Source organism: Corynebacterium sp. HMSC074C01 (assembly GCF_001814605.1).
Classification (GTDB): Bacteria; Actinomycetota; Actinomycetes; order Mycobacteriales; family Mycobacteriaceae; genus Corynebacterium.
The window spans coordinates 250049-274080 of the sequence record NZ_KV817269.1; the positions used below are offsets into that span (position 1 = coordinate 250049).

The 24032-nt window shown below is 58.6% G+C and carries 23 protein-coding genes and 1 tRNA gene; 14 read left to right on the plus strand and 10 right to left on the minus strand.

The annotated features are described in order from the left end of the window. Positions 1–41 precede the first annotated feature (41 nt). The 4 genes from HMPREF2978_RS03525 to can form a co-directional block, all read right to left on the minus strand. Positions 42–824 carry a hypothetical protein gene (locus HMPREF2978_RS03525; RefSeq protein WP_070528341.1) on the minus strand — a complete coding sequence of 261 codons (783 nt, stop codon included), beginning with the start codon at positions 822–824 and terminating at the stop codon, positions 42–44. Positions 825–923: 99 nt separating this feature from the next. After that, on the minus strand, positions 924–1712 hold the full coding sequence (locus HMPREF2978_RS03530; RefSeq protein WP_070529480.1) for a hypothetical protein: 789 nt from the start codon (positions 1710–1712) through the stop codon (positions 924–926). A 48-nt stretch (positions 1713–1760) separates the two neighbouring features. Continuing rightward, positions 1761–2333, minus strand: coding sequence for a TetR/AcrR family transcriptional regulator (locus HMPREF2978_RS03535; protein ID WP_070744097.1), 573 nt, complete (start codon positions 2331–2333; stop codon positions 1761–1763). Between the two features lie 170 nt (positions 2334–2503). Next, on the minus strand, positions 2504–5320 hold the full coding sequence (gene can / locus HMPREF2978_RS03540; protein ID WP_210383648.1) for an aconitate hydratase: 2817 nt from the start codon (positions 5318–5320) through the stop codon (positions 2504–2506). A gap of 372 nt (positions 5321–5692) precedes the next feature. Here can and HMPREF2978_RS03545 point away from each other — a divergent pair, with 372 nt between their 5' ends. From HMPREF2978_RS03545 to HMPREF2978_RS03555, 3 genes are all read left to right on the plus strand, one after another. Beyond that, positions 5693–6169, plus strand: a complete 477-nt coding sequence (locus tag HMPREF2978_RS03545) for an Rv1476 family membrane protein (RefSeq protein ID WP_070528329.1) — start codon at positions 5693–5695, stop codon at positions 6167–6169. A 1442-nt stretch (positions 6170–7611) separates the two neighbouring features. Then, a complete protein-coding gene (locus tag HMPREF2978_RS03550) occupies positions 7612–9447 on the plus strand; it encodes a DIP1281 family NlpC/P60 protein (protein ID WP_070528319.1) in 1836 nt (611 codons plus the stop codon). Positions 9448–9473: 26 nt separating this feature from the next. Then, positions 9474–10592 carry a ferrochelatase gene (locus HMPREF2978_RS03555; protein ID WP_070528316.1) on the plus strand — a complete coding sequence of 373 codons (1119 nt, stop codon included), beginning with the start codon at positions 9474–9476 and terminating at the stop codon, positions 10590–10592. On the opposite strand, the gene HMPREF2978_RS03560 is transcribed toward HMPREF2978_RS03555, so the two are convergent. Then, positions 10589–11356, minus strand: coding sequence for a hypothetical protein (locus HMPREF2978_RS03560; RefSeq protein ID WP_070528314.1), 768 nt, complete (start codon positions 11354–11356; stop codon positions 10589–10591). The genes HMPREF2978_RS03555 and HMPREF2978_RS03560 overlap by 4 nt on opposite strands. Before the next feature lie 33 nt (positions 11357–11389). On the opposite strand from HMPREF2978_RS03560, the gene HMPREF2978_RS03565 reads away from it, so the two are divergent. Next, entirely contained in the window at positions 11390–12238 is an 849-nt protein-coding gene (locus HMPREF2978_RS03565) for a DUF3097 domain-containing protein (protein WP_070528309.1), read from the plus strand. Here the strand turns inward: HMPREF2978_RS03565 and HMPREF2978_RS03570 are convergent. Further along, a complete protein-coding gene (locus HMPREF2978_RS03570; protein ID WP_070528306.1) occupies positions 12235–12807 on the minus strand; it encodes a MarR family transcriptional regulator in 573 nt (190 codons plus the stop codon). The two genes, HMPREF2978_RS03565 and HMPREF2978_RS03570, sit on opposite strands and share 4 nt — an antisense overlap. Before the next feature lie 37 nt (positions 12808–12844). Next, positions 12845–13585, minus strand: a complete 741-nt coding sequence (locus HMPREF2978_RS03575; RefSeq protein ID WP_070528304.1) for a TVP38/TMEM64 family protein — start codon at positions 13583–13585, stop codon at positions 12845–12847. A gap of 322 nt (positions 13586–13907) precedes the next feature. Between HMPREF2978_RS03575 and HMPREF2978_RS03580 the strand changes: the two genes are divergently transcribed. Further along, the gene (locus HMPREF2978_RS03580) at positions 13908–14591 is read left to right on the plus strand and encodes a DedA family protein (RefSeq protein ID WP_070744099.1); all 684 of its coding nucleotides are present in this window, start codon (positions 13908–13910) and stop codon (positions 14589–14591) included. 75 nt (positions 14592–14666) lie between these two features. On the opposite strand, the gene HMPREF2978_RS03585 is transcribed toward HMPREF2978_RS03580, so the two are convergent. Then, positions 14667–14752, minus strand: a tRNA-Leu gene (locus HMPREF2978_RS03585). A gap of 219 nt (positions 14753–14971) precedes the next feature. On the opposite strand from HMPREF2978_RS03585, the gene HMPREF2978_RS03590 reads away from it, so the two are divergent. Further along, positions 14972–15535, plus strand: coding sequence for a YbhB/YbcL family Raf kinase inhibitor-like protein (locus tag HMPREF2978_RS03590; protein WP_070528297.1), 564 nt, complete (start codon positions 14972–14974; stop codon positions 15533–15535). A 23-nt stretch (positions 15536–15558) separates the two neighbouring features. Then, on the plus strand, positions 15559–15954 hold the full coding sequence (locus HMPREF2978_RS03595) for a hypothetical protein (RefSeq protein WP_070528295.1): 396 nt from the start codon (positions 15559–15561) through the stop codon (positions 15952–15954). Between the two features lie 81 nt (positions 15955–16035). On the opposite strand, the gene HMPREF2978_RS03600 is transcribed toward HMPREF2978_RS03595, so the two are convergent. Together HMPREF2978_RS03600 and HMPREF2978_RS03605 are read right to left on the minus strand one after the other, a co-directional pair. Beyond that, positions 16036–17148: a quinone-dependent dihydroorotate dehydrogenase gene (locus HMPREF2978_RS03600; protein WP_070528293.1), complete on the minus strand. Its 1113-nt coding sequence runs from the start codon at positions 17146–17148 to the stop codon at positions 16036–16038. A gap of 47 nt (positions 17149–17195) precedes the next feature. Continuing rightward, the gene (locus HMPREF2978_RS03605) at positions 17196–18227 is read right to left on the minus strand and encodes a hypothetical protein (protein ID WP_070528290.1); all 1032 of its coding nucleotides are present in this window, start codon (positions 18225–18227) and stop codon (positions 17196–17198) included. Between the two features lie 75 nt (positions 18228–18302). On the opposite strand from HMPREF2978_RS03605, the gene HMPREF2978_RS03610 reads away from it, so the two are divergent. The 7 genes from HMPREF2978_RS03610 to HMPREF2978_RS03640 form a co-directional block, all read left to right on the plus strand. Then, a complete protein-coding gene (locus HMPREF2978_RS03610; protein ID WP_210383647.1) occupies positions 18303–19154 on the plus strand; it encodes an undecaprenyl-diphosphate phosphatase in 852 nt (283 codons plus the stop codon). 50 nt (positions 19155–19204) lie between these two features. Then, entirely contained in the window at positions 19205–20449 is a 1245-nt protein-coding gene (mshC, locus tag HMPREF2978_RS03615; RefSeq protein WP_070744101.1) for a cysteine--1-D-myo-inosityl 2-amino-2-deoxy-alpha-D-glucopyranoside ligase, read from the plus strand. Positions 20450–20473: 24 nt separating this feature from the next. Next, on the plus strand, positions 20474–20857 hold the full coding sequence (locus HMPREF2978_RS03620) for a hypothetical protein (RefSeq protein ID WP_070744103.1): 384 nt from the start codon (positions 20474–20476) through the stop codon (positions 20855–20857). Then, entirely contained in the window at positions 20858–21583 is a 726-nt protein-coding gene (locus HMPREF2978_RS03625) for an HAD family hydrolase (protein ID WP_070744105.1), read from the plus strand. Positions 21584–21686: 103 nt separating this feature from the next. Continuing rightward, positions 21687–21950, plus strand: a complete 264-nt coding sequence (locus HMPREF2978_RS03630; RefSeq protein ID WP_070520541.1) for a phosphoribosyl-ATP diphosphatase — start codon at positions 21687–21689, stop codon at positions 21948–21950. 49 nt (positions 21951–21999) lie between these two features. Continuing rightward, the gene (hisG, locus tag HMPREF2978_RS03635) at positions 22000–22845 is read left to right on the plus strand and encodes an ATP phosphoribosyltransferase (RefSeq protein WP_070520538.1); all 846 of its coding nucleotides are present in this window, start codon (positions 22000–22002) and stop codon (positions 22843–22845) included. A gap of 91 nt (positions 22846–22936) precedes the next feature. Continuing rightward, on the plus strand, positions 22937–24032 hold a 1096-nt coding region (locus HMPREF2978_RS03640; RefSeq protein WP_070744107.1), incomplete at its 3' end, for an aspartate ammonia-lyase.

The following is a 24032-nucleotide window of genomic DNA, read 5'->3' on the forward strand; positions in this document are numbered from 1 at the left end:
TTCTACTAGGGCGGGCATTCTAGGCAGGGAGGTCCTGATCACTAGCCTCTTACCCAGTTCCGCTCTGCAAAAGACAGCGCTGCTTCAATGTTCTTTTGGCGCAGACCATTGTGCAGTTCTGGCTGCGGGTTGGCTGCATCTGCCCGGTACCCCACCACGCCCCATCCGTTGTTGTGGTTGAAATCGGCGGTCGCAACACGTGGCCCGTCGGCGAGCAGCCGGCCACGCAGCTTCAGCCAGTTCGGGTTTGCAGCAATGAATTCTTCGGTCATGCTTTTCGTCAAAGAACCGTCCGGCTGCAAGATCAGTATCGGGGCGGTGTAGTAATAGTCGGTGGTGTCGTTGTAGTCGACGTGGCGCCTGTAGATCAGCTCACCGATCAGCGCTGGCCGGTACTCAATCCATCCATTCGCCCACGCGGTGCGAAGCCTCGTCCTAGCTACCACGCGACCCCGCAGAATCAAGACTCCGATAATGATAAACACTAAGGCACTAGCCCCAGTGATAAGGCTGGCTATCGGAATTTTCCCAATCGTTCCCTCAGCTCCGGGAAACAGGACCGAAATTAAGAGCGCGTGAGCCACCGAGAAAAGTAGTGCCGAACCGCCAATGAAGGTGAGAATAAAGCCAACGACAATTGTGCCGACGTTGGATTGACCGATGGGAGCTCCGACGCTATCAATAGCCTCGCGGATGCCGCTGCGATCCGTGTCTGGGTTAGGCTGCTGGTCATGGTCCTTCAAGGCCTTAGGCGCGAGGGACTCTGCGCTAGTTGAAGGAAGCTTCAACGGAGTGCGGGGAAGCTGCATAGGCGAGTGAGTCATGGGTCACAGCTTAATGGTCCTCACTCCCATTTTTTCAGTGACCTTGGGCGGCTGGGGACTAGCCCCCAAAGGAAGGCACCTAAACTCAATCGGGGAGAGCTAGCGCACCCAACGTTGTTCAGCGAATTGGAGCACGGCATCAACTTGGCCGCTGGTAAGACCGCTGGATAGTTCCGCCTCCGAACTTGATCCATCAGCACGGTAAGCCGCGACGGTCCATCCATTATTGTGCGCGGTATCCACGGTGGCTAACCGGGAGCCCTCAGCGAGCGCGGCGCCCCGTGATCTCAGCCAGTTCGGATTGCCAGCGCGGAACTCACCGGACATTGCGTTCACTAGAGAGCCGTCTGGCTGCAGGATCATTAATGGCGCCGAGTAATAGAAATAGGTCCGCTTACGGTCATCGGGGCCCTCGGTTTCGCTGCGTAAGTACAGAAGCTCGCCAATAAGAGCGGGCCGGTATTCCACCCAGCCGTTGCGCCATGCAGTGCGCAAACGCCGCGCGTTTCCGACTTCCTTGAGAATATTCCGTAAACCAATAACGAAAAACATCAGGCTGACGAAACAAATAATGACTGGGATAAGCGCAAATATGCCTACGTCTGAGTAGCTGGTTCGAGGAACAACAGTGCCAACGAAGAACGAAAACGACATGGTGCACATAAGCAGCCCAACCATACCGATAAATGCCCAGACAGAGACGTTACCAAACGTGAGGCGCCCAGGCAGTGGCCCAGCCGCCTCGATGACCTCGCGGAACCCTGAACTATCTATTCGCGGGTTCGGCTGAGCATCGTGGGCGCGCTGTTCTTTCGGAGCAAGCCGGGGTGTGGCGTTTAGACTAATTCCACACTGCGTCCGCGGAAGCTGTAGGGGAGTATGGTCCATGGGCCACAGTGTAGCGTCAATCACACTCCGCCACCGAGTGCTAAACGCTTAGTGCTCGGCGCGGGAGCCGCGAATCGATTGCTCTACCAAGGAGAGCACCTGCTCTAGATTTTTTGTGTCTCCCAGCGCAAGGCGGTTGATAAAACCGTCCATGAAAGTCTCCAGATATGTCACGAGGGTATCGATGGAGACGTCATCGCGCAGACGACCCTTTTCGGCGTTGGACTCCAAGCGGGCGCGGACTGCCTTATCTAGAATTTCCTGTTCCTCGTGCCACCGAGCGGCGAAAGACGGATCGGTGCGCAGCATCGAGGTAACGGCCAGACGTGTGGCCAACCAGTCGTGGCGCTCAGGGTGCCGCAGCATTTCGCTCATAACCTCGACCAGACCGTTGTTTGCCACGACCTCGGCCTCGCGGGCCGCGTCTTCCCGGGCCAGGGCCAAAAAGAGAGACTCTTTATCGCCGAAGTGGTGAAAGATAGCCCCGCGCGATTTACCCGTGGCTTCTTCAAGGCGGCGGACTGTAGCACCGTCATAGCCGTGCTCTGCGAAGCATTTTCGTGCCCCAACCAGGATGTCGTTGCGGCGGCGATGAAGTTCGGAGTCGCTCATAATCGGCATGGCTGGAATCTCGCTCCTTAAAGCACAGCGGTGGATAGACAGGTGATGAAAGTACGTAGAGGTTAGGAAATAGAAAAGGCCAGCCAGCACTCGTTGTTGCTAGCTGGCCTTTTGCCTAGTTATGCGGGGCTATCCGTTGCCGGCGTCCCCGCATGGGGTGCAAGGCTGGTTTAGGCCTTGACCATCTGGCGCAGAACGAACTGCAGAATGCCGCCGTGGCGGTAGTAGTCGGCCTCACCAGGCGTATCGATGCGAACCTTGGCATCGAACTCAACGGCCTCGCCGGATTCCTTGGTGGCGGTCACGTGAACCGTCTTCGGAATGCCGCCCTCGTTAAGAGCCTCAATTCCCTCGATATCGAAGGTCTCGGTGCCGTCCAGGCCCAGGGACTCGTGGGACTCGCCCTCTGGGAACTGCAGCGGGATGACGCCCATACCAATGAGGTTCGAGCGGTGAATGCGCTCGAAGGACTCAGTGATGACAGCCTTCACGCCAAGCAGGTTGGTGCCCTTAGCAGCCCAGTCGCGGGAGGAACCGGTGCCGTACTCCTTGCCAGCAAGGACAACCAGCGGGATGTTGGCTGCCTTGTAGTTCTCGCAGGCGTCGAAGATGAAGGCCTGCGGTGCGCCCTCCTGGGTGAAGTCACGGGTGTAGCCACCGGCGACGTCGACCAGCTGGTTCTGGAGGCGGATGTTGGCGAAGGTACCGCGCATCATGACCTCGTGGTTACCGCGACGGGAACCCAGGGAGTTGTAGTCCTGGCGCTCCACACCGTTGGCATCCAGGTACTGAGCCGCCGGGGTACCCGGCTTGATGGAGGAAGCGGGGGAGATGTGGTCGGTGGTTACGGAGTCACCGAGCTTAGCCAGAACGCGAGCGCCCTTGATGTCCTGAACCGGTTCCGGCTCAGTCGGCATGCCGTCGAAGTACGGTGCCTTGCGGATGTAGGTGGAGTCCTCATTCCACTTGAAGGTCTCACCCTCCGGGACATCGAGGCTGCGCCATGCGTCATCGCCCTTGAACACGTCAGCGTAGTCTGCCTCGTAGAGCTCACGGGAGATGGCCTGCTGGATGGTGTCTTCGATCTCCTGCGGGGAAGGCCAGATGTCCTTCAGGAAGACATCGTTGCCATCCTGATCCTGGCCCAGCGGCTGGGTCTCGAAATCGAAGTCCATGGTGCCGGCAATAGCGTAGGCAATGACCATAATGGGGGATGCCAAGTAGTTCATCTTGACGTCCGGGGAGATGCGGCCCTCGAAGTTACGGTTACCGGACAGCACCGCGGTAGCAGCCAGATCATGCTCGTTGATGGCGTTGGAGATTTCCTCCGGTAGCGGGCCGGAGTTACCGATACAGGTGGTGCAGCCGAAGCCGGAGAGGTAGAAGCCAAGCGCCTCCAGATCCTTCCAGAGGTCTGCGCGCTGGAAGTAGCCGTCAACAACCTGGGAACCCGGGGCACAAATGGTCTTGACCCACGGCTTGGACTTCAGGCCCTTTTCGGCCGCCTTGCGGGCGATGAGGCCAGCGCCAACCATGACGGACGGGTTAGAGGTGTTGGTGCAGGAGGTGATGGAAGCGATAGCAACCATGCCGTGGTCCAAGGTGTACTCGCCACCGTTCGGGGAGGTGACGGTAACCGGGTTGGACTGGCGGCCGGAGCCGCCCTTGGCTGCGGACTCGCCTTCGCCTGCGCGGGACTTGTTCAGGCCACCGGTAACGTCGACGAGGGCATTCTCGTCGCCGCCCTCGGAGGTCATGCGCTTTGCCTCGATGGTGGACTCGTCTGCAACAACCTCGCCGGAAGCGTAGGTCGGCAGATCCTTACGGAACTGCTCCTTGGCCTCGGAGAGGAGGATGCGGTCCTGCGGGCGCTTCGGGCCGGCGATGGAGGGCTTAACAGTGGACAGGTCCAGCTCGAGGTACTCGGAGTACTCTGCCTCCGGAGCATCCTGCTCCAGCCACATGCCCTGTGCCTTGGCGTATGCCTCGACGCGGTCGATCTGCTCCTGCGGGCGGCCGGTGAGCTCGAGGTACTTGATGGTCTCCTCGTCGATCGGGAAGATCGCGGCAGTAGAACCGAACTCAGGAGACATGTTGCCGATGGTGGCGCGGTTGGCCAGCGGCACCGACTTCACACCATTGCCGTAGAACTCAACAAACTTCTGAACGACGCCGTGCTGACGCAGCATCTCGGTGATGGTCAGAACCACGTCGGTTGCGGTCACACCGGTCGGAATCTCGCCGGTGAGCTTGAAGCCCACGACGCGCGGGATCAGCATGGACACCGGCTGGCCCAGCATTGCAGCCTCGGCCTCGATGCCGCCGACGCCCCAGCCCAGGATACCCAGACCGTTCTCCATGGTGGTGTGGGAGTCGGTACCGATGCAGGTATCCGGGTAAGCAACACCATCGTTGTCGAAGACAACGCGGGAGAGGTACTCAATGTTGACCTGGTGGACGATACCGGTTCCCGGAGGAACAACGCGGAAGTTGGAGAAGTTCTCAGCACCCCAGCGCAGGAACTGGTAACGCTCCTGGTTGCGCTCGTACTCGATCTCAACGTTCTTCTCTAGAGCTTCGGTGGAGCCAAAGGCTTCGACGATGACGGAGTGATCAATAACCATCTCAGCCGGGTTGAGCGGGTTCACCTGGTCCGGCTTGCCGCCGAGGGCGGAGATAGCCTCACGCATGGTAGCCAGGTCCACCACGCAGGGGACACCGGTGAAGTCCTGCATAAGAACACGGGCCGGGGTGAACTGAATCTCGGTATCCGGCTCAGCGGACGGATCCCAATTCGCCAAAGCGTTGATGTGATCCTTGGTTACGTTCTTCCCGTCCTCGTAGCGCAGCTGGTTCTCAGCCAACACCTTGAGAGAGTAAGGAAGCTTCTCCAGGCCCTCGACTGCGTTGATGTCGAAGTAGTCATAAGACTTACCGTTGACCTCAAGAGTCTTCTTGGCACCGAAGGAGTTCAGGCTTTCAGTCATAAGGAGCTCCATTCCTTGCTTTTGCTTGTGGGTTATCGAACACTGGTCGAAGGTTCATCGAACTTGCCGGCATGCCCTAGCAACCAACTGGGGCCAGGAATTTCGACAGTCTCAGAACGCTAATGTTCCGTATCTATTGTAGATGTAAGAACCCTCGGTCGACACCAGCATAACAGTACGAGCGTTCTGTTTCCTACATTTCGGGGGTAGCGGCGAGTCGCCCACCTCGGCCACGCCGCACGGTTTAGGCTCAGTCGGGACCAACAGAAGGGGGACGCGCCCCCTCAAAGAAATGAGCGCGGCGACCTGTGGTGCCAAGCGGGGCAATCCAGGTTTCAACATGCATGTTGGCTAGAGATTAAGGAGAGGCGAATGATCCCTGCGGGCGTAGACGTTGATGACATCGCCGATCAGCTCTCGGCCGATGGCGTGGCATTCTCCAATCCGGAGCTAGCGCTTGACGACGACCTCCAAGCCCACATCGCAGCCTCCCTCCAGCCCAACCACGGCATTGCTGTCGTAGATGTTTTTCCGGAGAAGATTCCAGATCTCCGCGATCTGGCCACAACCCTTCAAGAACAAACGGGACTTGACACCGTAATTCTTCAGGCGCCGATGCGGGTGTCTGCTGTCAGTAATTCTTATGACCGGGCAGCCCTAGAAGCGGCCGAAGATTCGCTTCCCACTGGACTCGATCAGGTGACCCTGCTTAATGATTTTTATGCCGTTGCAGATCAGTTTTCCGTGCCGTGGTTGTTGATTTTGGCGGTTGTATTTGGCGTGGCGGCGATCGCCGGATGGGTGAGTTTCCGGACAGCCACAAAGAAGGCTGAACCAGTCGGACACTAGGCGCGAGAACGCCGCCGAACACGTGCCGCCCTGCAGTGCAGTGGAGTAGGGAAGTGGCGAAAATCAACCACTAAGCCTTGATTTTTTGGCGGGGGAGTGGTTGCCACTATGCCCGCGAGCGCCAGAGCTAGGAGCGCCATAGGAACCGAGGCAGGCGCCGGGCGGACATTTCCCCTCCTGCGGGAGGGCAAAATCTTCGGCCGGCGAGCGGCCGATCCCAGGGCCGAAGTTGGTGTAGTGAGGCAGGGCTCGCAGGCCAAAGGTCAAGGGAACATCGCGCGCAAATACCGCTTCCTTAAACACCCTCCGAATGGCATGCCTCTAGGGGGTTCAGCCCTAAGGAAAAGGGGCCCTAGGCAAGTCTCGGGACATGACCTAGGGGTTGTTACCCGACAGGTAGAACGGGCGAAGCTCGGTAGCAACGTGAGGAACATCACAATCACACCTTGGTAACAATATCATTGCAGGTTAGGTGCGTCTGTAATGACGTGTGGTCAAGCGTGGCTTATGTGAAAGATGGGGAAAGTGTGCGGGAAGGCGTGTCGGTGACGTATGGTTCACGTATCGACTCACGGGTTGACTATTGCTCCATACGTTCATGGACCAAGCCTTGACTCTCAACTGATTTGTCGCACGGGTATGTGGGGAAGCACGCCACGAGCGAAGGGAACTGTTGAGGTTCACCGCCTGGTGGATGACCGTCGCACCACGATGTTGATGCGCATAGCAGTACTGTTTGCTCGGCGCAGTCGGTATCAGTGTTCAAATTTTTTAGATATCGAAACACCTACCTCCCGAGTGGAAGAGGCTTCATACACTTCATACGCATGCCTTTATTGAGGGCTGCGTCGGCCTGGGTTCCATCGGTTTCCGGTTGGGTGCCAGCCCTGAGGGCTTGCGCATGCGCCACTATTGGCGCGAGGCGCGACCTCTCCATGAGCGCGGCGCCGAGCGAGGAGGAACCGACATAGGACTTATCGCCAGATTCAGGTGTGTGCCCCCTCATCGTCGGATCGCGCAGTCATATTTAAGCGCGCCCTACGCGGAGCAGAACGAGCCCCGTGAGTGTGCAGTCTGACTGGCTTTATAGAGCGGTCCGACTTGATGTTGGTGCACACACGAAACGCTACGCAGTATCGTGTTGCTTTGTGTCAGTGATGGTGCAGCCCAACTTATTCGACCTACATTGTCGTGAAGTCGGCAGTTATCATCTACGGTAACCCGCGTCGGCATACCCCGGTTAGTACCTGGCGCCAGCCTCTTCAGTTTTACTATTCCTTTGGGCGTAACCATCGTCGTAACATCCTGCGGGAAGTCCGAGCCAGCTATGTGTACCTTAACTACCGTTTTGCATGGCTGACTCGTTGCCTGTACCGCTCGATGTCGGGCATGCATGTCTGCATGACAGTTCCAATGAGGTAGGTGCCTAGGAGATAACTCTCGTGGCCACCACATCGTCTTTTGGCTTCCAGCGCTTCAAGGCAGCTTTTGCTGCCATTGCGACCACCGCCGCCTTGTCTACTGCTTCTTCGCTGACCCCTGCAGTGGCGGAGGAGCCTGAGCAGCTCAATATCGAGTCGCTGCTGTCCTCTGATAGTCCATCCATCGCTGATCTCGCCGGCGCCATCGCCCAGATTGAGGAACGTATCGCGCAAGCGGAAGCCGAAATCGGCATCCAGCGTGAAACCGTCAACCGGGCGCTCGTTGATCTCAATGACGCTCGCACCAAGGCAGCTCAGGCTCGCCAGGGAACCACGACGGCTCGCCAGGAGCTTGATAATGCCCAGGCAGACGTCGCCGATGCGCAGTCCAAGCTGGACGAGGTCTCACGCTCTGCCTATCGCCGAGCAAATACCTCTGATGCCGTTTCCCATGCGGCCGGCAAGGATGCTCGCTCGGATATGTTGGAGCGCCAGTCCTACCTCCGCTCGCAATCAGAGAAGCAACAGGCTGTTGTTAGCGATCTGGAAAAGGAGCGCACGGAGAAGGCCAACAAGGAGTCGCAGCTACGCAAGACCCAGCAGTTGGCTGAGGAGCGCGCAGACAAGGCGGCCGACGCCGAGTCCGCTGCACGCGAACAGCTCTCCGCTTCCGAAGCTTCAATTGAAGAATCTGCAGCCGAGCGTGAGGATCTTCTCTCTCAACTCTCATCTCTCCACAAGGCCCTTAATCAAGCTAGGGGTATTGACAAATCCGAAAAGTCAAGCCCAGACGCTGGAACTAACGTCAATGATGGAGCCTTGTCCTTACCGGAGAAGGCCGATACTCAGGACACAACTACGGCTCCAGCCGATGACTCCACAAAGTCGGCCCCAGAGTCCGATTCCGTCCCGGCCACCGGCCCTTCAGCCGCTGAAGCGAAGAACCCTACTTTGCAATCACAACGCTCTACGCCCTCCGTTTCTGCTGAAGACGTGGATGCGCTCTCGAGCGCTGCAAGCACTGTGGCTAACGATCCGAACGTGCAAGAATTGTCGTCGACAAGCACTGCAAGCTCCGCTGAGGGGGAGCCAACTTCAGGCGGCAGCGGAAGCTCCTTCGACCCGAGCGGGATCGATGCTGAGACCGTTGCATTGGGCATCGGCGCGGTAGGCACCGTAGCTTCCTTGGTCGCTGCTTCTCAGCCAGGCCACAACAACAGCTTGAGCCAGGACGAGATCGACGCTTTGGTCGAAGGCTCCTCGAAGCTTTTTGCCCTCCAAGGCGAAGGCACAAGCACCTCGGAGGCAAGCGATTCAGCTTCCGCAACTTCGGCTGAAGACGCTCTGGCGTCCGAGGTTTCCGGTGTGCTGGATCCGCTCGACACAACCGATACTGTCACGGATAAGGCTTCCGAGTCACTGGGTGATGCCTCTCGTGAGGCAAAGATAGAGACTGTCATTGAGCGTGCGACGTCTCAGGTTGGTGTTCCTTATGCGTGGGGCGGTGGCGATGCAAACGGTCCCACCCAGGGCATTCGTGACGGCGGCGTAGCGGATTCCCACGGTGACTACAACAAGGTCGGCTTTGATTGCTCGGGCCTGGTTCTCTATGCCTTTGCCGGAGTAGGCATTTCCCTGCCGCACTACACCGGCTACCAGTACCAGAAGGGGACCAAGATCGCACCGAGTGAGATGAAGCGTGGTGACCTAATCTTCTACGGCCCAAACGGCAACCAACACGTGGCGATCTACCTCGGCGATGGCACGATGGTTGAAGCCCCGCAGTCTGGTCAAAACGTCAGCATTACCCCTGTGCGCCAAGGCGGCATGGCTCCCTATGCCGTGCGACTGATCTAGCACAGCCCGTTGCTAGACTGGGCTGCATGACTGACACACTGCGTACTGCCCAGGGCAACGCCCACAGCACCGATTCGGTGCCCTCTTCATTCGACGCCCTCCTCGTTCTTTCTTTCGGTGGCCCGGAAGCAAACGAGGAGGTCGTCCCGTTTTTGGAGAACGTTACCCGTGGACGCGGCATTCCGCGCGAGCGTCTCGTAGAAGTAGGGGAGCACTACTTCCACTTCGGCGGTAAAAGCCCACTGAACGAATTGAACCGAGAGATTATTGACAACGTAGCCGCGGAGCTCGAGGCTCGCGGACATAATCTACCGGTCTACTTTGGCAACCGTAACTGGCATCCCTTCGGAACAGAAGCTGTCGAAAGGATGGCTGCCGACGGAGTGCGCAACGTGGCTGTCTTTGCCACCTCGGCGTGGGGCGGCTACAGCGCCTGCCGGCAATACAACGAAGACATCATCGCTTTGCGCAAGTACGTCGAGGACAAGAACTTGCCCACCATGACTTTCACAAAGCTTCGTCAGTTCTTCGATCACCCGAAGTTCGTTGAGGAAATGGCTGCCGCCGTCCGAGACGCTTACGCACAGGTCCCAGAAGACAAGCTGGCTAGCACCCGCATGCTGTTTACTGCTCACTCAGTTCCGACGGCGCACGATGCAGTAGGGGGTGCTGAGGGAGATAAGCACATTTACTCCCGCCAGGTAGCGGAAGCCTCCCGTCTCGTCGCCGAGGCAGCAGGGGTGAAGGACTATGACCTTGTATGGCAGTCACGGTCCGGCAACCCGGCTACTCCGTGGCTAGAGCCGGACATCGTCGACCATACGACGCTCATCCACCAGGAGGACGGTGTCGACAGTGTCGTCGTGTGTCCCATCGGATTCATCTCCGATCATATGGAGGTCATCTGGGACCTCGATTCAGAACTGAAGCAAGCCGCCGAAGAGATGGGTGTTAGCGTCTATCGCACCCGCACCGCGGGGCCAACCGCTCGTTTCGCCTCGCTCATCGTGGACCTCATCGATGAGCTCGAGCAGGGAACTGAGCCCGTTTCTCTCGGAGACGTCACTGTCCAAGGCTGCACCGTCGATGGTGCTCCCTGCGCTGAAGGGTGCTGCGATATTTGGTCGCTGCACAAGCCGCATTAACGCGCGAAATCCGTGAGCGCGTAGGCCACACCAGCCATTCGCGCTTGACGGATGTGGCGCCATAGGCGCAGCAGCTGTGGATCGAGACTGTGGTCCTGGATGCGGTCGGTCACCGTCTCGATGATGGCCGCGACGCGATCAGCGCGCGCAAAAAGTTTCGCCGCGCGCCCCGGTACTGCAGCGGGTAGGCCCGGAGTGTCATAGAAGTCACTGAGAGTTCCCACCGTCAACCGCGGATTGGGGAGAGCATCGCTGCGGTAGCCCAGAGCTTCGATGAGTGCTGCGGACTCATTTGTCGCGGCGCTCAATAGAGCATCAGCCTCGCCCGGACTTAGCCACGCAGGTGAGGGGAGCGCAGCAATTTCCTCAATTACCATCCACTGGGTGGCTCCGTTGGCATAAGAAGGCACCAATACTATATGACGGTCTCTAGCGTTGGTCCGCACCACGATAGCACCAGCCGGGTTTTTAGCCGCTGCACGCGCCGATTCCGAGCCCGCCGGTAGTGCTGGCGCCTCGCCCGGGCCGGAAAGGATGAGTCGCAGGAGTGGCTCACGTTCACCGTCCTCGATAATGGAGCCGGTTTCGCGTCGAAGAAGTGACATAACATCGAGGAAGGGTTCTCCGTTCGCTCCCTGCTGATCCCCGCCTAACTCGCGGAGGGCGTCAAGGAAATCATCGGTGGATTCGTGTCCCCAGAGCCACGCGCCAAGCCAGACGGCGACGTTTTGCACGGGGGACCAGACTTCGGCGCGCATATCCATGGCTGGACAGTGTAGACGATAGGGTAGACCGCTATGAGCTTGAATTCCCGGGACCCTTACGGTGGCGATATTTTCGCCGGACATGCACGCAACAAGAAATCCGAATACCCCGAGGTGCCCGCAGAACCTGGGCTGGTCGTCGAGGTTCGGGGAGACGATTTCGTGGGGGCGGTGATGGGCGTTGACAAGACCGCGTGGGGGCCAGTCGTGCGCCTCGAAGATCGTCACGGTGCCGAGAGAGTATTCAAACTCGTCAAGGGCGGCTTCCTTTTGGAGGGGCAGCCTGTGACGCTGACGAGATACGTCGAGAAGCAGGCGCCCAGAAAGTCGAATTCTGGATCGCGCCGCGTTGAGAACCTCGAGGCGAAAGTAGCCGCGCCATCGCGCATTTGGGTCGAAGGTATCCATGATGCGGCGATCGTGGAGAAGGTCTGGGGGCACGACCTGCGAGTAGAGGGCGTGGTGGTCGAATACCTTGAGGGTCTGGACAACCTCGAGGAACGCCTCGCTGAATTCCAGCCCGGGCCTGGGCGCCGAGTGGGAGTCCTAGCGGATCACCTCGTAGAAGGATCGAAGGAAACGCGGTTGACGCAAACGGTAGGCGAGCACGTGCTCGTGACCGGACATCCTTTCATTGATATCTGGGCAGCCGTCAAACCCGAGCGCCTAGGGCTGCGCGCCTGGCCTGAAGTTCCCTATGGGGAGGACTGGAAGACTGGTATCTGCCGGCGAACGGGCTGGTCCGATCCCAAGGAAGGCTGGAGCCGTGTTTATAATGCCGTAAATTCCTTCCGGGATCTCGATTCCACACTCATCGGCGCTGTAGAACGCCTCGTAGACTTCGTCACGACGCCGCAGCTGCGCAAAGAAGATCTCCTTTAGTTCGAGTTTGCGCGGTCGATGAGATTCACCGCGAGCTGGCATCCGGCGGTTTCCGCTGCCCAGCCTGCCGCCTGTAGGCGCTGGGACATAGCCTGTTTGGAGATACCCAATTCCTCGGCGGCCTCGTTCTGGTTCAACCCTCCGCGCACCAGGGATGTAGCCTCGCGGCCCTCCATCGTGCGCTTATTGAGTACGAAGCCGAGGAGAGCAAAGGCCGCTGCAATATCCTGCGCTTCCTGTGCCCGCCCGCGCTGATCAACCTTGGCGTAGACATGCCCCGCGCGTGCCGATCCCTTCACAGCAGCGGTAGCGACGGCGCGCGTCTCGGCATCTCCCGCGCCCTCGCCCGGGACAACACCGATACCGATGGCCCAGTCACCGTCTGCAAGAAGCGCCATGACGACATCGCAGACCGCGGAAGAGGAGTAGGCAACGGCGCAAATATCTTCGACGCCAAGGACCTCGAATTCACCGATGCCTTCTAGTGTGGAAAGCGCAGCAGCGGAGCGTTGGACCAAATCGGCGCGGCGTACCGAGCGGCCGCGGTAGCGGGCATGGACTGCTAGCACGTTGAGAGACTCCTTCCAGCGAGAAACTACGTTTAGTCTACCCCTTGCGCTTGACCGGTCGCTGCATGCCGGGCTCGAGCGGCAAGCGCGTGTCTAGAATGAGTCCGCCGATTCCGAGTGCAGCGGCGAGGACAAAGCCGATGACCGTGTAGGGGCTTGCCCTACCGGTGAGTGCGTCCCCAAAGAAGACACCGATGGCGGTGGTTGGAATTGAACCGATGAGAGTGGCGATGGAAAACTGCAGGACCGAAATTGGGGTGAGCGCCGCGACATAGTTTAATAAGGAAAAAGGAACTCCCGCGACCATTCGCAGAGAGGCCACGGCCAACCAACCACGGCGGTCAAGGCGCGCGTTGATGGCATAGACCGCCGGGTGTGTGAGGTGCGGGCGAATCCATTCACCAAGCAAGCTGCGGACTATAAGCAGGGAAACAGTGGCTGAGATGGTCAGTGCGACGAGGGAGATGACCAACCCAAGCCACGGACCAAAGAGGAGTCCCGCGGCTAAAGTCCACACCGTACGGGGGATGGGAAACTGCGTGAAGACGATGTAGGCGCCGGTAAAAGCGATGAGAAACCATGGCCCGAGGTGCTGCGACCAAGATCGGAGGGCGGCGAGCGAGGGGACGTCGACAAGCACGGCAAGAAGCACCAGCGCCGTGCCGGTGAGGATTACTGCCACCCAACGCTTCCACGTCCAGCGGCTGCAGCTTAGCCAGGCCGAGCGCGCCAAAGACGTACAAAAGTCACCGACGCTGTGCACCCAACCAGTTTTCATAGGGCTACAAGCTTAATGCGAGAGTGCTCAAAAACCTCATTGAGTCCAAGCATGTCCTCGAGTCGAGGTGTCTGGGTAGGAACTGGGAGTAGTGCGCCAACTTGCTGGCAAGCCCCAATTCAATGCAAGATTCTAGGCTTCCACGGAGGATACTTATCAGCAGTGCGCATCCGCATAGCCCTTGAGGCCTACCCCCTTGTTTACCGTTGGCTAGTTCTTTTGCCACCTTTTTAGTTTGAATGAAATTCGTGCGGAGCGATTTCTTATTTCACCATCTTTCTATCGTGTCAGCCCTGACACCCGCAGTTTCTGGAGTGTAACCATGGACTTTCTTCATAACCTCACGTCCTACATGGACGCAGCTACCTTGCTCGAGGCTTTTGGGCCGTGGGTCATAGGCGGTATCGCCCTTGTCGTGTTCATTGAGTCAGGAGTGCTCTTTCCGTTCCTTCCGGGAGATTCACTCCTAGTGACCGCTGCGATTTTGCGCGATGAGCTTTATGTCTCGCTGTGGCTGCTCATCACGGTGGGCATGGTGGCTGCCATTGCTGGTGATCAAGTGGGCTATTGGATTGGGCACCGCTTTGGGCGTGGCTTGTTTAAACAGGATGCACGGCTTCTCAAGCTGGAGTACCTCATCACCGCGGAAAACTTCTTCCGCAAGCATGGCCCGCTGGCATTGGTGCTGGGACGCTTCGTGCCCATCGTGCGCACCTTTATCCCGGTGGCCGCTGGTACGGCCGAAATGCCCTATAAGAAGTTCATCGGATGGAACGTCAGCGGGGCAGTGGCTTGGGTGCTCTCCATGAACCTAGTCGGCGTCTTCTTGGGAAATATTCCAGGCATTGCCGATTCGATTGAGAAGATCATGCTTCTTATCATCGCGCTGTCTGTGGCGCCCATCCTGATCAAGGGTGTGCACAGCTATGTCGTGTCGAAGAAGAAGTCCACAGTTGTGGTGGAGAAGGAACCAACTGCCGAGGCAACCACTAAGGCGCGAGCATAAGGGGGCGCGGGTATAAGAAAGCCCCGTGCTTCACATCATCATCTTCGACGGTGTGAAGCACGGGGCTTCGTTCCGTGCCCGAGGGGGGACTTGAACCCCCACGTCCGTTAATAGGACACTAGCACCTCAAGCTAGCGCGTCTGCCATTCCGCCACCCGGGCTGGGTGTTTGTTCAGCCTCTCGGCTGGGCACTCGCATACTGTATCCCGAATTGGCACAACTACACAAATCAGCACCTCAGGCGATGTTTTTAGACTCATAAAGAGTGCTGAAAACACAACGATGAAACTCGCTGGCCCCTGCTGACTTCCCGCTGCCACTGTCTAGTACAGAAGGCCATTCGCCGGCATGGGTTTTAGCTTTCCGGTACAAATGATCCTATGACTAAGAACACTTCAAATTCCGTTGAGAGCTACGCCACCGATCCCCGTTTCCCGGGCCCTGACCCTTATGCACCGCTGGGAGATGTCCCCGCGTTTACCGTCACGTCCTCCGATATCGAGGGGGGAGCGGAAATCGCAGAGCGCTTCCGCGCTCCTGAGAACATCTCACCACAACTCTCGTGGTCGGATGTACCAGAGGGAACCAAGTCCTTCGCTGTCACATGTTTCGACCCGGATGCTCCAACGGGTTCCGGTTTCTGGCACTGGGCTGCGTTCAATATTCCCGCTGACGTACGTGAGCTTCCTACGGGAGCAGGCTCTGCGGAGGACCTTGGGCATGAAGGTGTCATCAGCTTGCGCGGAGACTCCGGCCAGCGCGTCTATTACGGGCCCCAGCCGCCAGCAGGTCATGCTCCGCACCGCTACCTCTTTGCGGTCCACGCCGTCGACGTTGAGCGCTTAGACATCGACCCGGACGCAACGCCGACAGTCCTTGGATTTAACCTTTTCTTCCACTCGCTCGGCCGAGCGATTACGTGGGGCTGGTACGAGGCCCACTAATACGGCCCATTAAACTCGGCACAATGACTAGGAATTCGGATACCAACCCCACCACCGACGGAGTAGATATCCCCGCCGCCCTGCGCGTGGGCGGTGCTTTCATGTTGCTGGCCGCCGTGTTAGCACTATTCGGGCTCGCATCGATTTTCACTGACGGCTGGGGCGCCACCTTTGAATGGACATGGCGACGCCTCGCCATCGTTGGTGCGGCGCTGCTCGTCGGCGCATTCAGCACCCAACGCCGCGACCAGCGCGGCAGCCGCGAGCAAATCATCGCGCTAGTCCTAGCGCTGGTACTCATCATCGCAAGCCGCGCACTGCCCAGTACTGTCCTCACCACGATGGGGCAGTACGTGGTCTTCCTCTATGCCGTGGCTGCAGGACTGTGCGCGGTCATTATCCGCCGTACACTGCGTTAGGCAAAACGCTTGAAGCGCGGAAACCGATCCGCGCTTCTTTTCTTCGACGAAGCTGAGTCCCTCGAAAGACTCTACGGGGACTTAGTCAATCCATTCCAGACCGGAGCCAACGGCCTCCGAAATAGTGCTGAGGCCGTGCGCGTGAATCTGCTGGGCAATGCCGCGGTGGATATCGCGAATCCAATCCGGTCCACCGTAAATCAGTCCGGTGTAGCCCTGCAGCAGCGAGGCGCCGGCAGTGATACGCTCCCACGCCTGCTCCGGCGTGGAAATTCCGCCCGCCGAAACCAGCACAAGTTTCTCGCCCACGCGGGCGTGAAGGCGCTTAAGCACCTCCAGCGAACGCTCAGCCACCGGGGGACCCGATACGCCACCCGCGCCCATGGCCGCGACCTCGTTGGCCGGGGTACTCAATCCCTCACGGGAAATAGTGGTGTTGGTAGCCACGATTCCAGCCAAGCCCACCTCCACGGCCATATCCGCCACGGCATCAATATCTTCATCGCTGAGATCGGGAGCAATCTTGACCAAGACCGGCGAGGATGTCGATTCCACCACGGCCTCCATGATGGGGCGGAGGGACTCCACTGCCTGTAGGTCACGCAAACCTGGAGTGTTTGGGGAGGACACATTGACCACGACATAATCGGCCAGATCCCCCAGCACAGAGGCGCACTGACGGTAGTCATCCACCGCATGCTCGGCGTCGGTGACCTTGTTCTTGCCAATGTTGATGCCGACGACATCGTTGTAGCGGCGCTTGCGTAGATTACGCGCAGCAGCCAGAGCACCCTCATTGTTAAAGCCCATGCGGTTCAGGATTGCCTTGTCCACCTTGAGCCGGAACAGTCGGGGAGCAGGGTTTCCGGGCTGCGCCTTCGGGGTGATGGTGCCCAGCTCGGCATAACCGAAGCCAACGGGGGTCCAGACATCAGCAGCCGCCGCGTTCTTGTCGAAGCCGGCCGCTAACCCTAGCGGACGGGGGAAGCGCACCCCAAAGACTTCCTGCTCCAATACCGGATCATTAACCGGAACTACCTTTCCCAGCGCGCGATTCAGCGGGCCGCCGGCTTGGAAGATGGCCAGCCCACCGTTGATGATTCCGTGGATACGCTCCGGGTCGAGTTTAAACATTCCCTTCAACGCTGCTTGGTAGGCAGCATGACGGGCGCGGTCAAGAGCGGAGTACTGCATGAAGTGTCCTTAGCTGAGGTTGTGGATGAAGTCATTGAAAGCGGAAGCTAGCGCGGTGATGCGTCGAGTTCCGGATCGCTGATGAACTGGAGGCCCTCACCGGATGCGGAGGCGGTGACGAGGGTGCCGTCGCCAAGCACAGCAAGAGTGCGTGCATCAGCCACAGTGTCCATGGTGCCAACGTTTTCTGGGACGCCCGCAGAAACGGTATAGGCCTCGAGGAGATTGTTATCGGTGGTGGTTACCCATGCCAGCTTCCGGCCAGCATCCCACGCCACGCCCCATGGAGTGCCGTCGGTGTTGCCGTACTGGTGCAGGCGAATAACGTCGCTGGCGGTGTAGATAGCCACGCGTTTGCCCACGGTGTCCGATGCCACGACTACGGCCCCTTCGCCGCCGGCGATCTGGCCTACGCCCTGGCCTACGCGCAGACGCCCGCCCGCACGGTCCTTTTCCCAATCGAGAGATTGAATGGTCGAGTCCTCCCTTAAGACGCGGACGATCCCGTCCGCACCATCAGAAACGGGAACGGAAATGAGCTGATCCGAACCGGCCTCCACGGTGATGCCGGTGCTGCGATCCCCGTCGCGGTACACACCGATGGTTGTTGAGTCCTTCGAACCAACGAATACTTCACCGCTGGAAGCCTCCGCGGCCACCGTTACTGGTTGCTCCTCATCCACTGCCAATTCCTGAGGGGAATCCGGCTGAGACGGATTAATAAGCAAGACTTTATCCCCACAGGCGAGGAGGAAATGCTTGTCAGAAGCGGTGAGGTCGCCGCACTTCTGATCGACGGAAATCTCCGTGGCTTTTTCTTCCTCAAAGTCCGCGGCCAAACCTACAGCGAGGGAGTCCTCGGTGCGCACGGCGAGAGTATCACCCACCGCCGCGAGGTCAGTCACGGCAGCGTATGGCACAACGGTGCCCACTGGCTTCGATGATTCTGGGGAAGAAGCAGGTTCGGCCTTGCCATAGACTGCCGAGTTGGGGTCTCCGCCAACCCCTTCCGTGGGATTGCAGGCGGCAAGAGCGCATGTGCTGACAAGAAGGGCAGAAGAAAGCAGGACTCGACGCATTTTCACGATCCCTCATCCTAGCAGTCAGCGTGGTGGAAACCGGAAGCCATGGACCGCGCTAGTAGGCTGTCGCGGGTGACTACAACAGCTACAACTGAAGCCATGACATGGGTACAGGTCATCGTTTTGTCTCTTGTCCAAGGCCTCACCGAATTCCTGCCCGTGAGCTCTTCGGGGCACTTACGCATCGTCTCCACGCTCTTTTGGGGGCAGGACGCCGGCGCCTCCTTTACTGCCGTCATTCAGCTCGGCACTGAGCTGGCAGTGATTGTGTACTTCGCGGGAATGATCTGGCAGATCCTCAAAGGGTGGTTCGTAGGTCTCGTGCACAAGGAGCAGCGTGGCCAGGACTACCGCATGGGGTGGATGGTCATCGTCGGCTCAATCCCGATTGGCATCCTAGGCGTCCTGGGCAAGGACCTGATCAGGGATAACTTGCGCAACCTGTGGATTACAGCGTCCATGCTCGTGCTGTTCTCCTTTGTCTTCATCATCGCCGAGAGGGTGGGTAAAAAGGAGCGCAGCTTCGAGGAACTGACGATGCGCGATGCCATCGTCATGGGCCTGTGCCAGTGCTTGGCCCTCATCCCAGGTGTCTCACGCTCAGGAGGCACGATTTCGGGTGGCCTCTTTTTGGGCTTGGATCGCGAGGTAGCGACGCGCTTTAGCTTCCTCCTGGCCATTCCTGCGGTTATGGCTTCAGGCCTGTTTTCGCTTGGCGACGCCTTCGGCCCCACCGTGGGGCAGTCTGCTACCGGCGCCCAACTGCTCGTCGGCACGCTCATAGCGTTCGTCGTCGGCTATGCGTCTATCGCGTGGCTGCTGAAGTTCGTGGGTAGCCATTCCTTCGAGTGGTTTGCGGCCTACCGCATCCCTGTCGGGCTCCTCGTCATGCTCTTGCTGGGCCTCGGCGTGCTCGCCCCTTAATAGCCGGGCATGAGCCAGTTGCGGAGTCAGTACGCGTTAGGATGGTGCCCATGCAATCTTGGCCTGTCCCGCACATCGATTCCGTCCCTGGCGCCCCGACGCCGCTTCACCTCTATGATTCCGCTGATGAAGCGGTAAAGAAACTCGACATCAGTGGGGAGACTGCCACCATGTACGTCTGTGGCATCACCCCATATGATTCGACCCACCTGGGCCACGCTGCGACCTATCTCACCTTTGATCTGATTTACCGCCAGTTGCTAGACAACGGCTACAAGGTGAATTACGCCCAGAACATCACCGATGTGGATGATCCGCTCTTCGAGCGCGCCGAGCGCGATGGTGTGGATTGGCGAGAGCTGGGTACCTCCCAAATCAACCTTTTCCGCTCAGATATGGAGCTACTCTCCGTGTTTCCTCCGCAGCACTTCGTTGGGGCGATGGAAGCCATCGATGAGATCACGGAAATGGTGCAGGCGCTTCTCGACGCAGGTGCGGCCTATGTCGTCGATGACCCCGACTATCCGGACGTCTACGCATCCATCGAGGCCACAAAGAACTTCGGCTATGAATCGAATTATTCCCGCGAGCAGATGGAGACCTTCTTTGCCGAGCGCGGCGGTGACCCAGAACGCCCTGGTAAGCGCGATCCTTTGGATGCGCTCATTTGGCGTGCTCACCGCGAAGGCGAGCCGGCATGGGAATCTCCTTTCGGGCCGGGCCGTCCCGGCTGGCACATTGAGTGCTCAGCCATCGCGACCAACCGGCTCGGCTCCAGCTTCGATATCCAGGGTGGCGGTTCGGATCTTAAGTTTCCGCACCACGAATTCTCTGCCGCCCATGCGGAGGCCGCTCTTGGGGTAGAGCGCATGGCCCAGTCCTATGTGCACACCGGCATGATTGGCTTGGAGGGCACCAAGATGTCCAAGTCCTTGGGCAACCTGGTCTTCGTCCACAAGCTTGTGGAGGCAGGCGTTGATCCCTCGGCGATTCGCCTTGGAGTATTCTCCGGCCACTACCGTGAGGACCGGGACTGGTCTGACGAGGTCCTGCACACCGCGCAGGAGCGTTTGGAGCGCTGGCGCGCGGCCTCCCGAAACCCTGGCACGGTGGAAGAGATCAAGGAAGTTGTCCACAACGTGCGCCTAGCGTTGGCGGAGGATTTGGATACCCAGCGCGCTATTGCGGTTCTTGATCAGTGGGCTGAGCAGGCTTTAGGGGCAGCGGAAGCTTCCGAAGAAGCATCTGATGTGCTCCGGACTGCAGTTAATTCATTGCTGGGCGTGCGCCTCTAGGAAACTTCAGGCATGATTTAGCTCATGACGATTCGTGCAGAATTCCAGCCCACCGTTGATGAGTTCATGTCCAACCTGCAGTCCTTCGCTACCGGGGATTACCTCAAGGAAGAGGAGAAGGAATTCTGGGAGGCGCCGTTTGATGCTGCGGTGCTCCCAGACCTCCGCTCCATCTTGGAGTCCTTCCTCGAGGATCTGGATAAACTCCCAGATGATCCAGATGGTGGTCTCCTGGGAGCTGCGGTGCGGCCTTCCGTCGAGAAGCTCGCAGCTTTCAACCGCAAGAATGCCGACGCTGTACTTGAGCCGGAAGAGAAGGAGGAGCTAACCGAGCTTATTCACTCCGCCTCTGCAGCAACTGGTGCAGATGATGAAGCCCTCGCGCAGCTACCGGAGCTGGATTTCTAATTGACTGATACCGATCAGACAGCACGTATCCGCCGTCCCGCCGCGATCTTCTGGGACATGGACGGCACACTGACCAACTCCGAGCCCCTGTGGGAAGAGGCCACTTTTTATCTCTCTGAAACACTAGGGCGCCGCTTAACACCCACGGAGCGCTTAGCCACGGTTGGCGCTACCTTCGAAGACACACTCAGCATCTGTGCGCACAAAGCAGGAGTTACGCTTCAGCCAGGAGATAACGAACGCTACCGTGCGCTCATGTTCGATTACGTCAGGTCCCTTTTTGCCCAACACCTGGAGATTTTCCCGGGGATTCCCGAGCTGCTCGACGAACTCAAGGGCCTGGGAATGCCGATGATCGTGACCACAAACACGGAACGATATGTGGCTGATTCCGCAATTGCGGCCTTAGGCCGCGAGTACTTCGTCGACACGATTTGCGGTGACGAAGTACCCCAAGGCAAACCTGCCCCCGATATGTATATCGAGGCGGCGCGTCGAGTGGGTGCCGATCCACGGGACTGCCTTGTATTCGAAGACTCTGCGGCAGGTATGCGCGCGGCTGTCGACGCCGGATGCACCGTCATCGGACTGCCGGAGGGAGACCACGTCGCAGTGCCCGAGCAAGCCACCGAAATTACTGACCTCCGGGGCTCTGCTCACCGTCATCTGGAGGGGGCGACGGCGGCCGATGTTCACGAGTGGTTTAGCCGGTTGCGCGCCGACTAGACGTACCGAGTTCAGTTGCGCATCATGTCAGCCGGCTTTGCGTAACTGAGAATTTCGGCCGACTAGCAGAATTTTATGCAGCGGTGTGGAAGAATAAACCACCGTGAAGAATTTTGAGAGCCTATTTGAGGAACTGTCCCAGAAGATCGCCGAACGCCCTGAGGGCTCCGGCACCGTGGAGTCTTTTGACAAAGGGATCCACCATCTGGGCAAGAAGATCATCGAAGAGGCTGGCGAAGTGTGGATCGCCGCGGAATACCAGTCTGATGAAGAGCTCGCTGAGGAGATGTCACAGCTGCTGTACTGGCTCCAGGTTATGGCCCATAAGCGTGGCCTAAAGCTCGAAGACATTTACACCTACCTTTAATCGGCTATAAAGCCGTCCTAGCATTCACCGTAGAAAGCACCACACACTGATGATCAAAATCGCCGTCCCCAACAAGGGATCACTGTCCGAGGCAGCCCTTGAGATCCTCAAGGAAGCCGGCTACAAGGGCCGCGGACACAGTAAATCGCTCAACGTCGTGGACGAGGAGAACGGAGTCGAGTTTTTCTTTCTGCGCCCAAAGGATATCGCTATCTACGTGGCACAAGGCGTCTTGGACTTGGGAATTACTGGTCGAGACTTAGCGCTCGATTCCCGCGCGAAATTCAATGAAGTTCTAGCACTCAATTTTGGCGGCTCGACCTTCCGTTACGCCGCACCAGCAGGGGAGCAGTGGGACGTCGCCAAGCTGCAAGGCAAGCGTATCGCCACGTCCTATCCCAACGTGGTACGCGATCACCTCGCTGCCAATGGAATCGATGCCGAGGTTATCCGCCTTGACGGTGCAGTAGAGATTTCGATTCACCTTGGAGTCGCGGACGTCATTGCCGACGTTGTTTCCACAGGAGCCACCCTCCGCCAGCAGGGGCTTGAACCCTTTGGCGACCCCATCGTGTCCTCGGAGGCCGTGGTGATAAAGCGTGAGGGAGAAGACGTCACCGCTGATGAAAACGTTGTGCTTAGCCGTATTCGAGGAATCCTCAATGCGCGCCACTACGTCATGCTGGACTACAACGTGGCAGAAGAAAAGCTGCCAGACGTCGAGGCAGTGACCCCTGGGCTTACAGGACCGACCATCTCTCCCTTGGCCCGTGAAGGGTGGGTTGCCGTGCGCGTCATGGTGCCCCGCAAACTGGCCAACCAAGTAATGGACAGCCTCGAAGAACTTGGGGCAGAGGCAATTCTTGCCTCGGATCTTCGGATTGCCCGCTTTTAGGGGGAGATTCCAAACATTTTATTCGGGCTCCTAGCTACGATGGGGACTGACCATCATCGTTCTTCGATTTTTATGCAAGGAGTCAGCCCCGATGGCAAAGACAACTAAGAAGGATGCACAAGCAGAGGCCAAGGAGACCAAGGATGTAAAGTCCCAGGTCGAAGAAAAGGCCACCAACAAGTCTTCGAAGTCCGCCTCTAGCAAAAAGACGCGTACTGAGACTGACCTTCTCGGCTCCCTGGAAGTTCCGAACGATGCGTACTATGGCGTTCACACGCTGCGCGCTATCGAGAACTTCCAGATTTCCTACGTGACCATCAATACCATCCCGGATTTCATCCGCGGTATGGTACAGGTCAAGAAGGCAACCGCGATGGCTAACCGCCGTCTGCACGTCCTTCCTAAGAAGAAAGCAGAGGCAATCATCTGGGCTTGTGACCAGATCCTCGAAGAGGGCCGCTGCATGGACCAGTTCCCGCTGGATGTCTTCCAGGGTGGCGCTGGCACCTCGCTCAACATGAACACCAACGAGGTTGTGGCCAACTTGGCGCTCGAGCACCTTGGTGAGGAAAAGGGTGCCTACGACATCATCAACCCGAACGATGATGTCAACATGTCCCAGTCCACCAACGACGCGTACCCGACCGGCTTCCGTCTCGGCATCTACTACGCGATGGAGGACCTCATTGAGCGTATCGACGCGCTGCAGGCTGCGTTCCACGCCAAGGGCAATGAGTTCGTTGACATCCTGAAGATGGGCCGCACCCAGCTGCAGGACGCAGTTCCGATGACCCTGGGTGATGAGTTCAAGGCCTTCGCGCACAACCTGGCCGAAGAGCAGGCCATCTTGCGTGACGCGCAGAAGCGTCTGCTGGAGATCAACCTGGGCGCAACTGCTATCGGCACCGGTGTGAACACCCCGGCCGGCTACCGCCACCAGGTCACCGCTGCGCTGTCCGAGGTCACCGGTTTGGAAATCAAGACCGCCCGCGACCTCATTGAAGCTACCTCTGACTGTGGTGCCTACGTGCTGCTGCACTCCACCATCAAGCGCGCAGCAATGAAGCTGGCCAAGATCTGTAACGACCTTCGCCTGCTGTCTTCTGGTCCGCGCGCTGGTCTTGCAGAGATCAACCTGCCACCGCGCCAGGCTGGCTCCTCCATCATGCCGGGTAAGGTCAACCCGG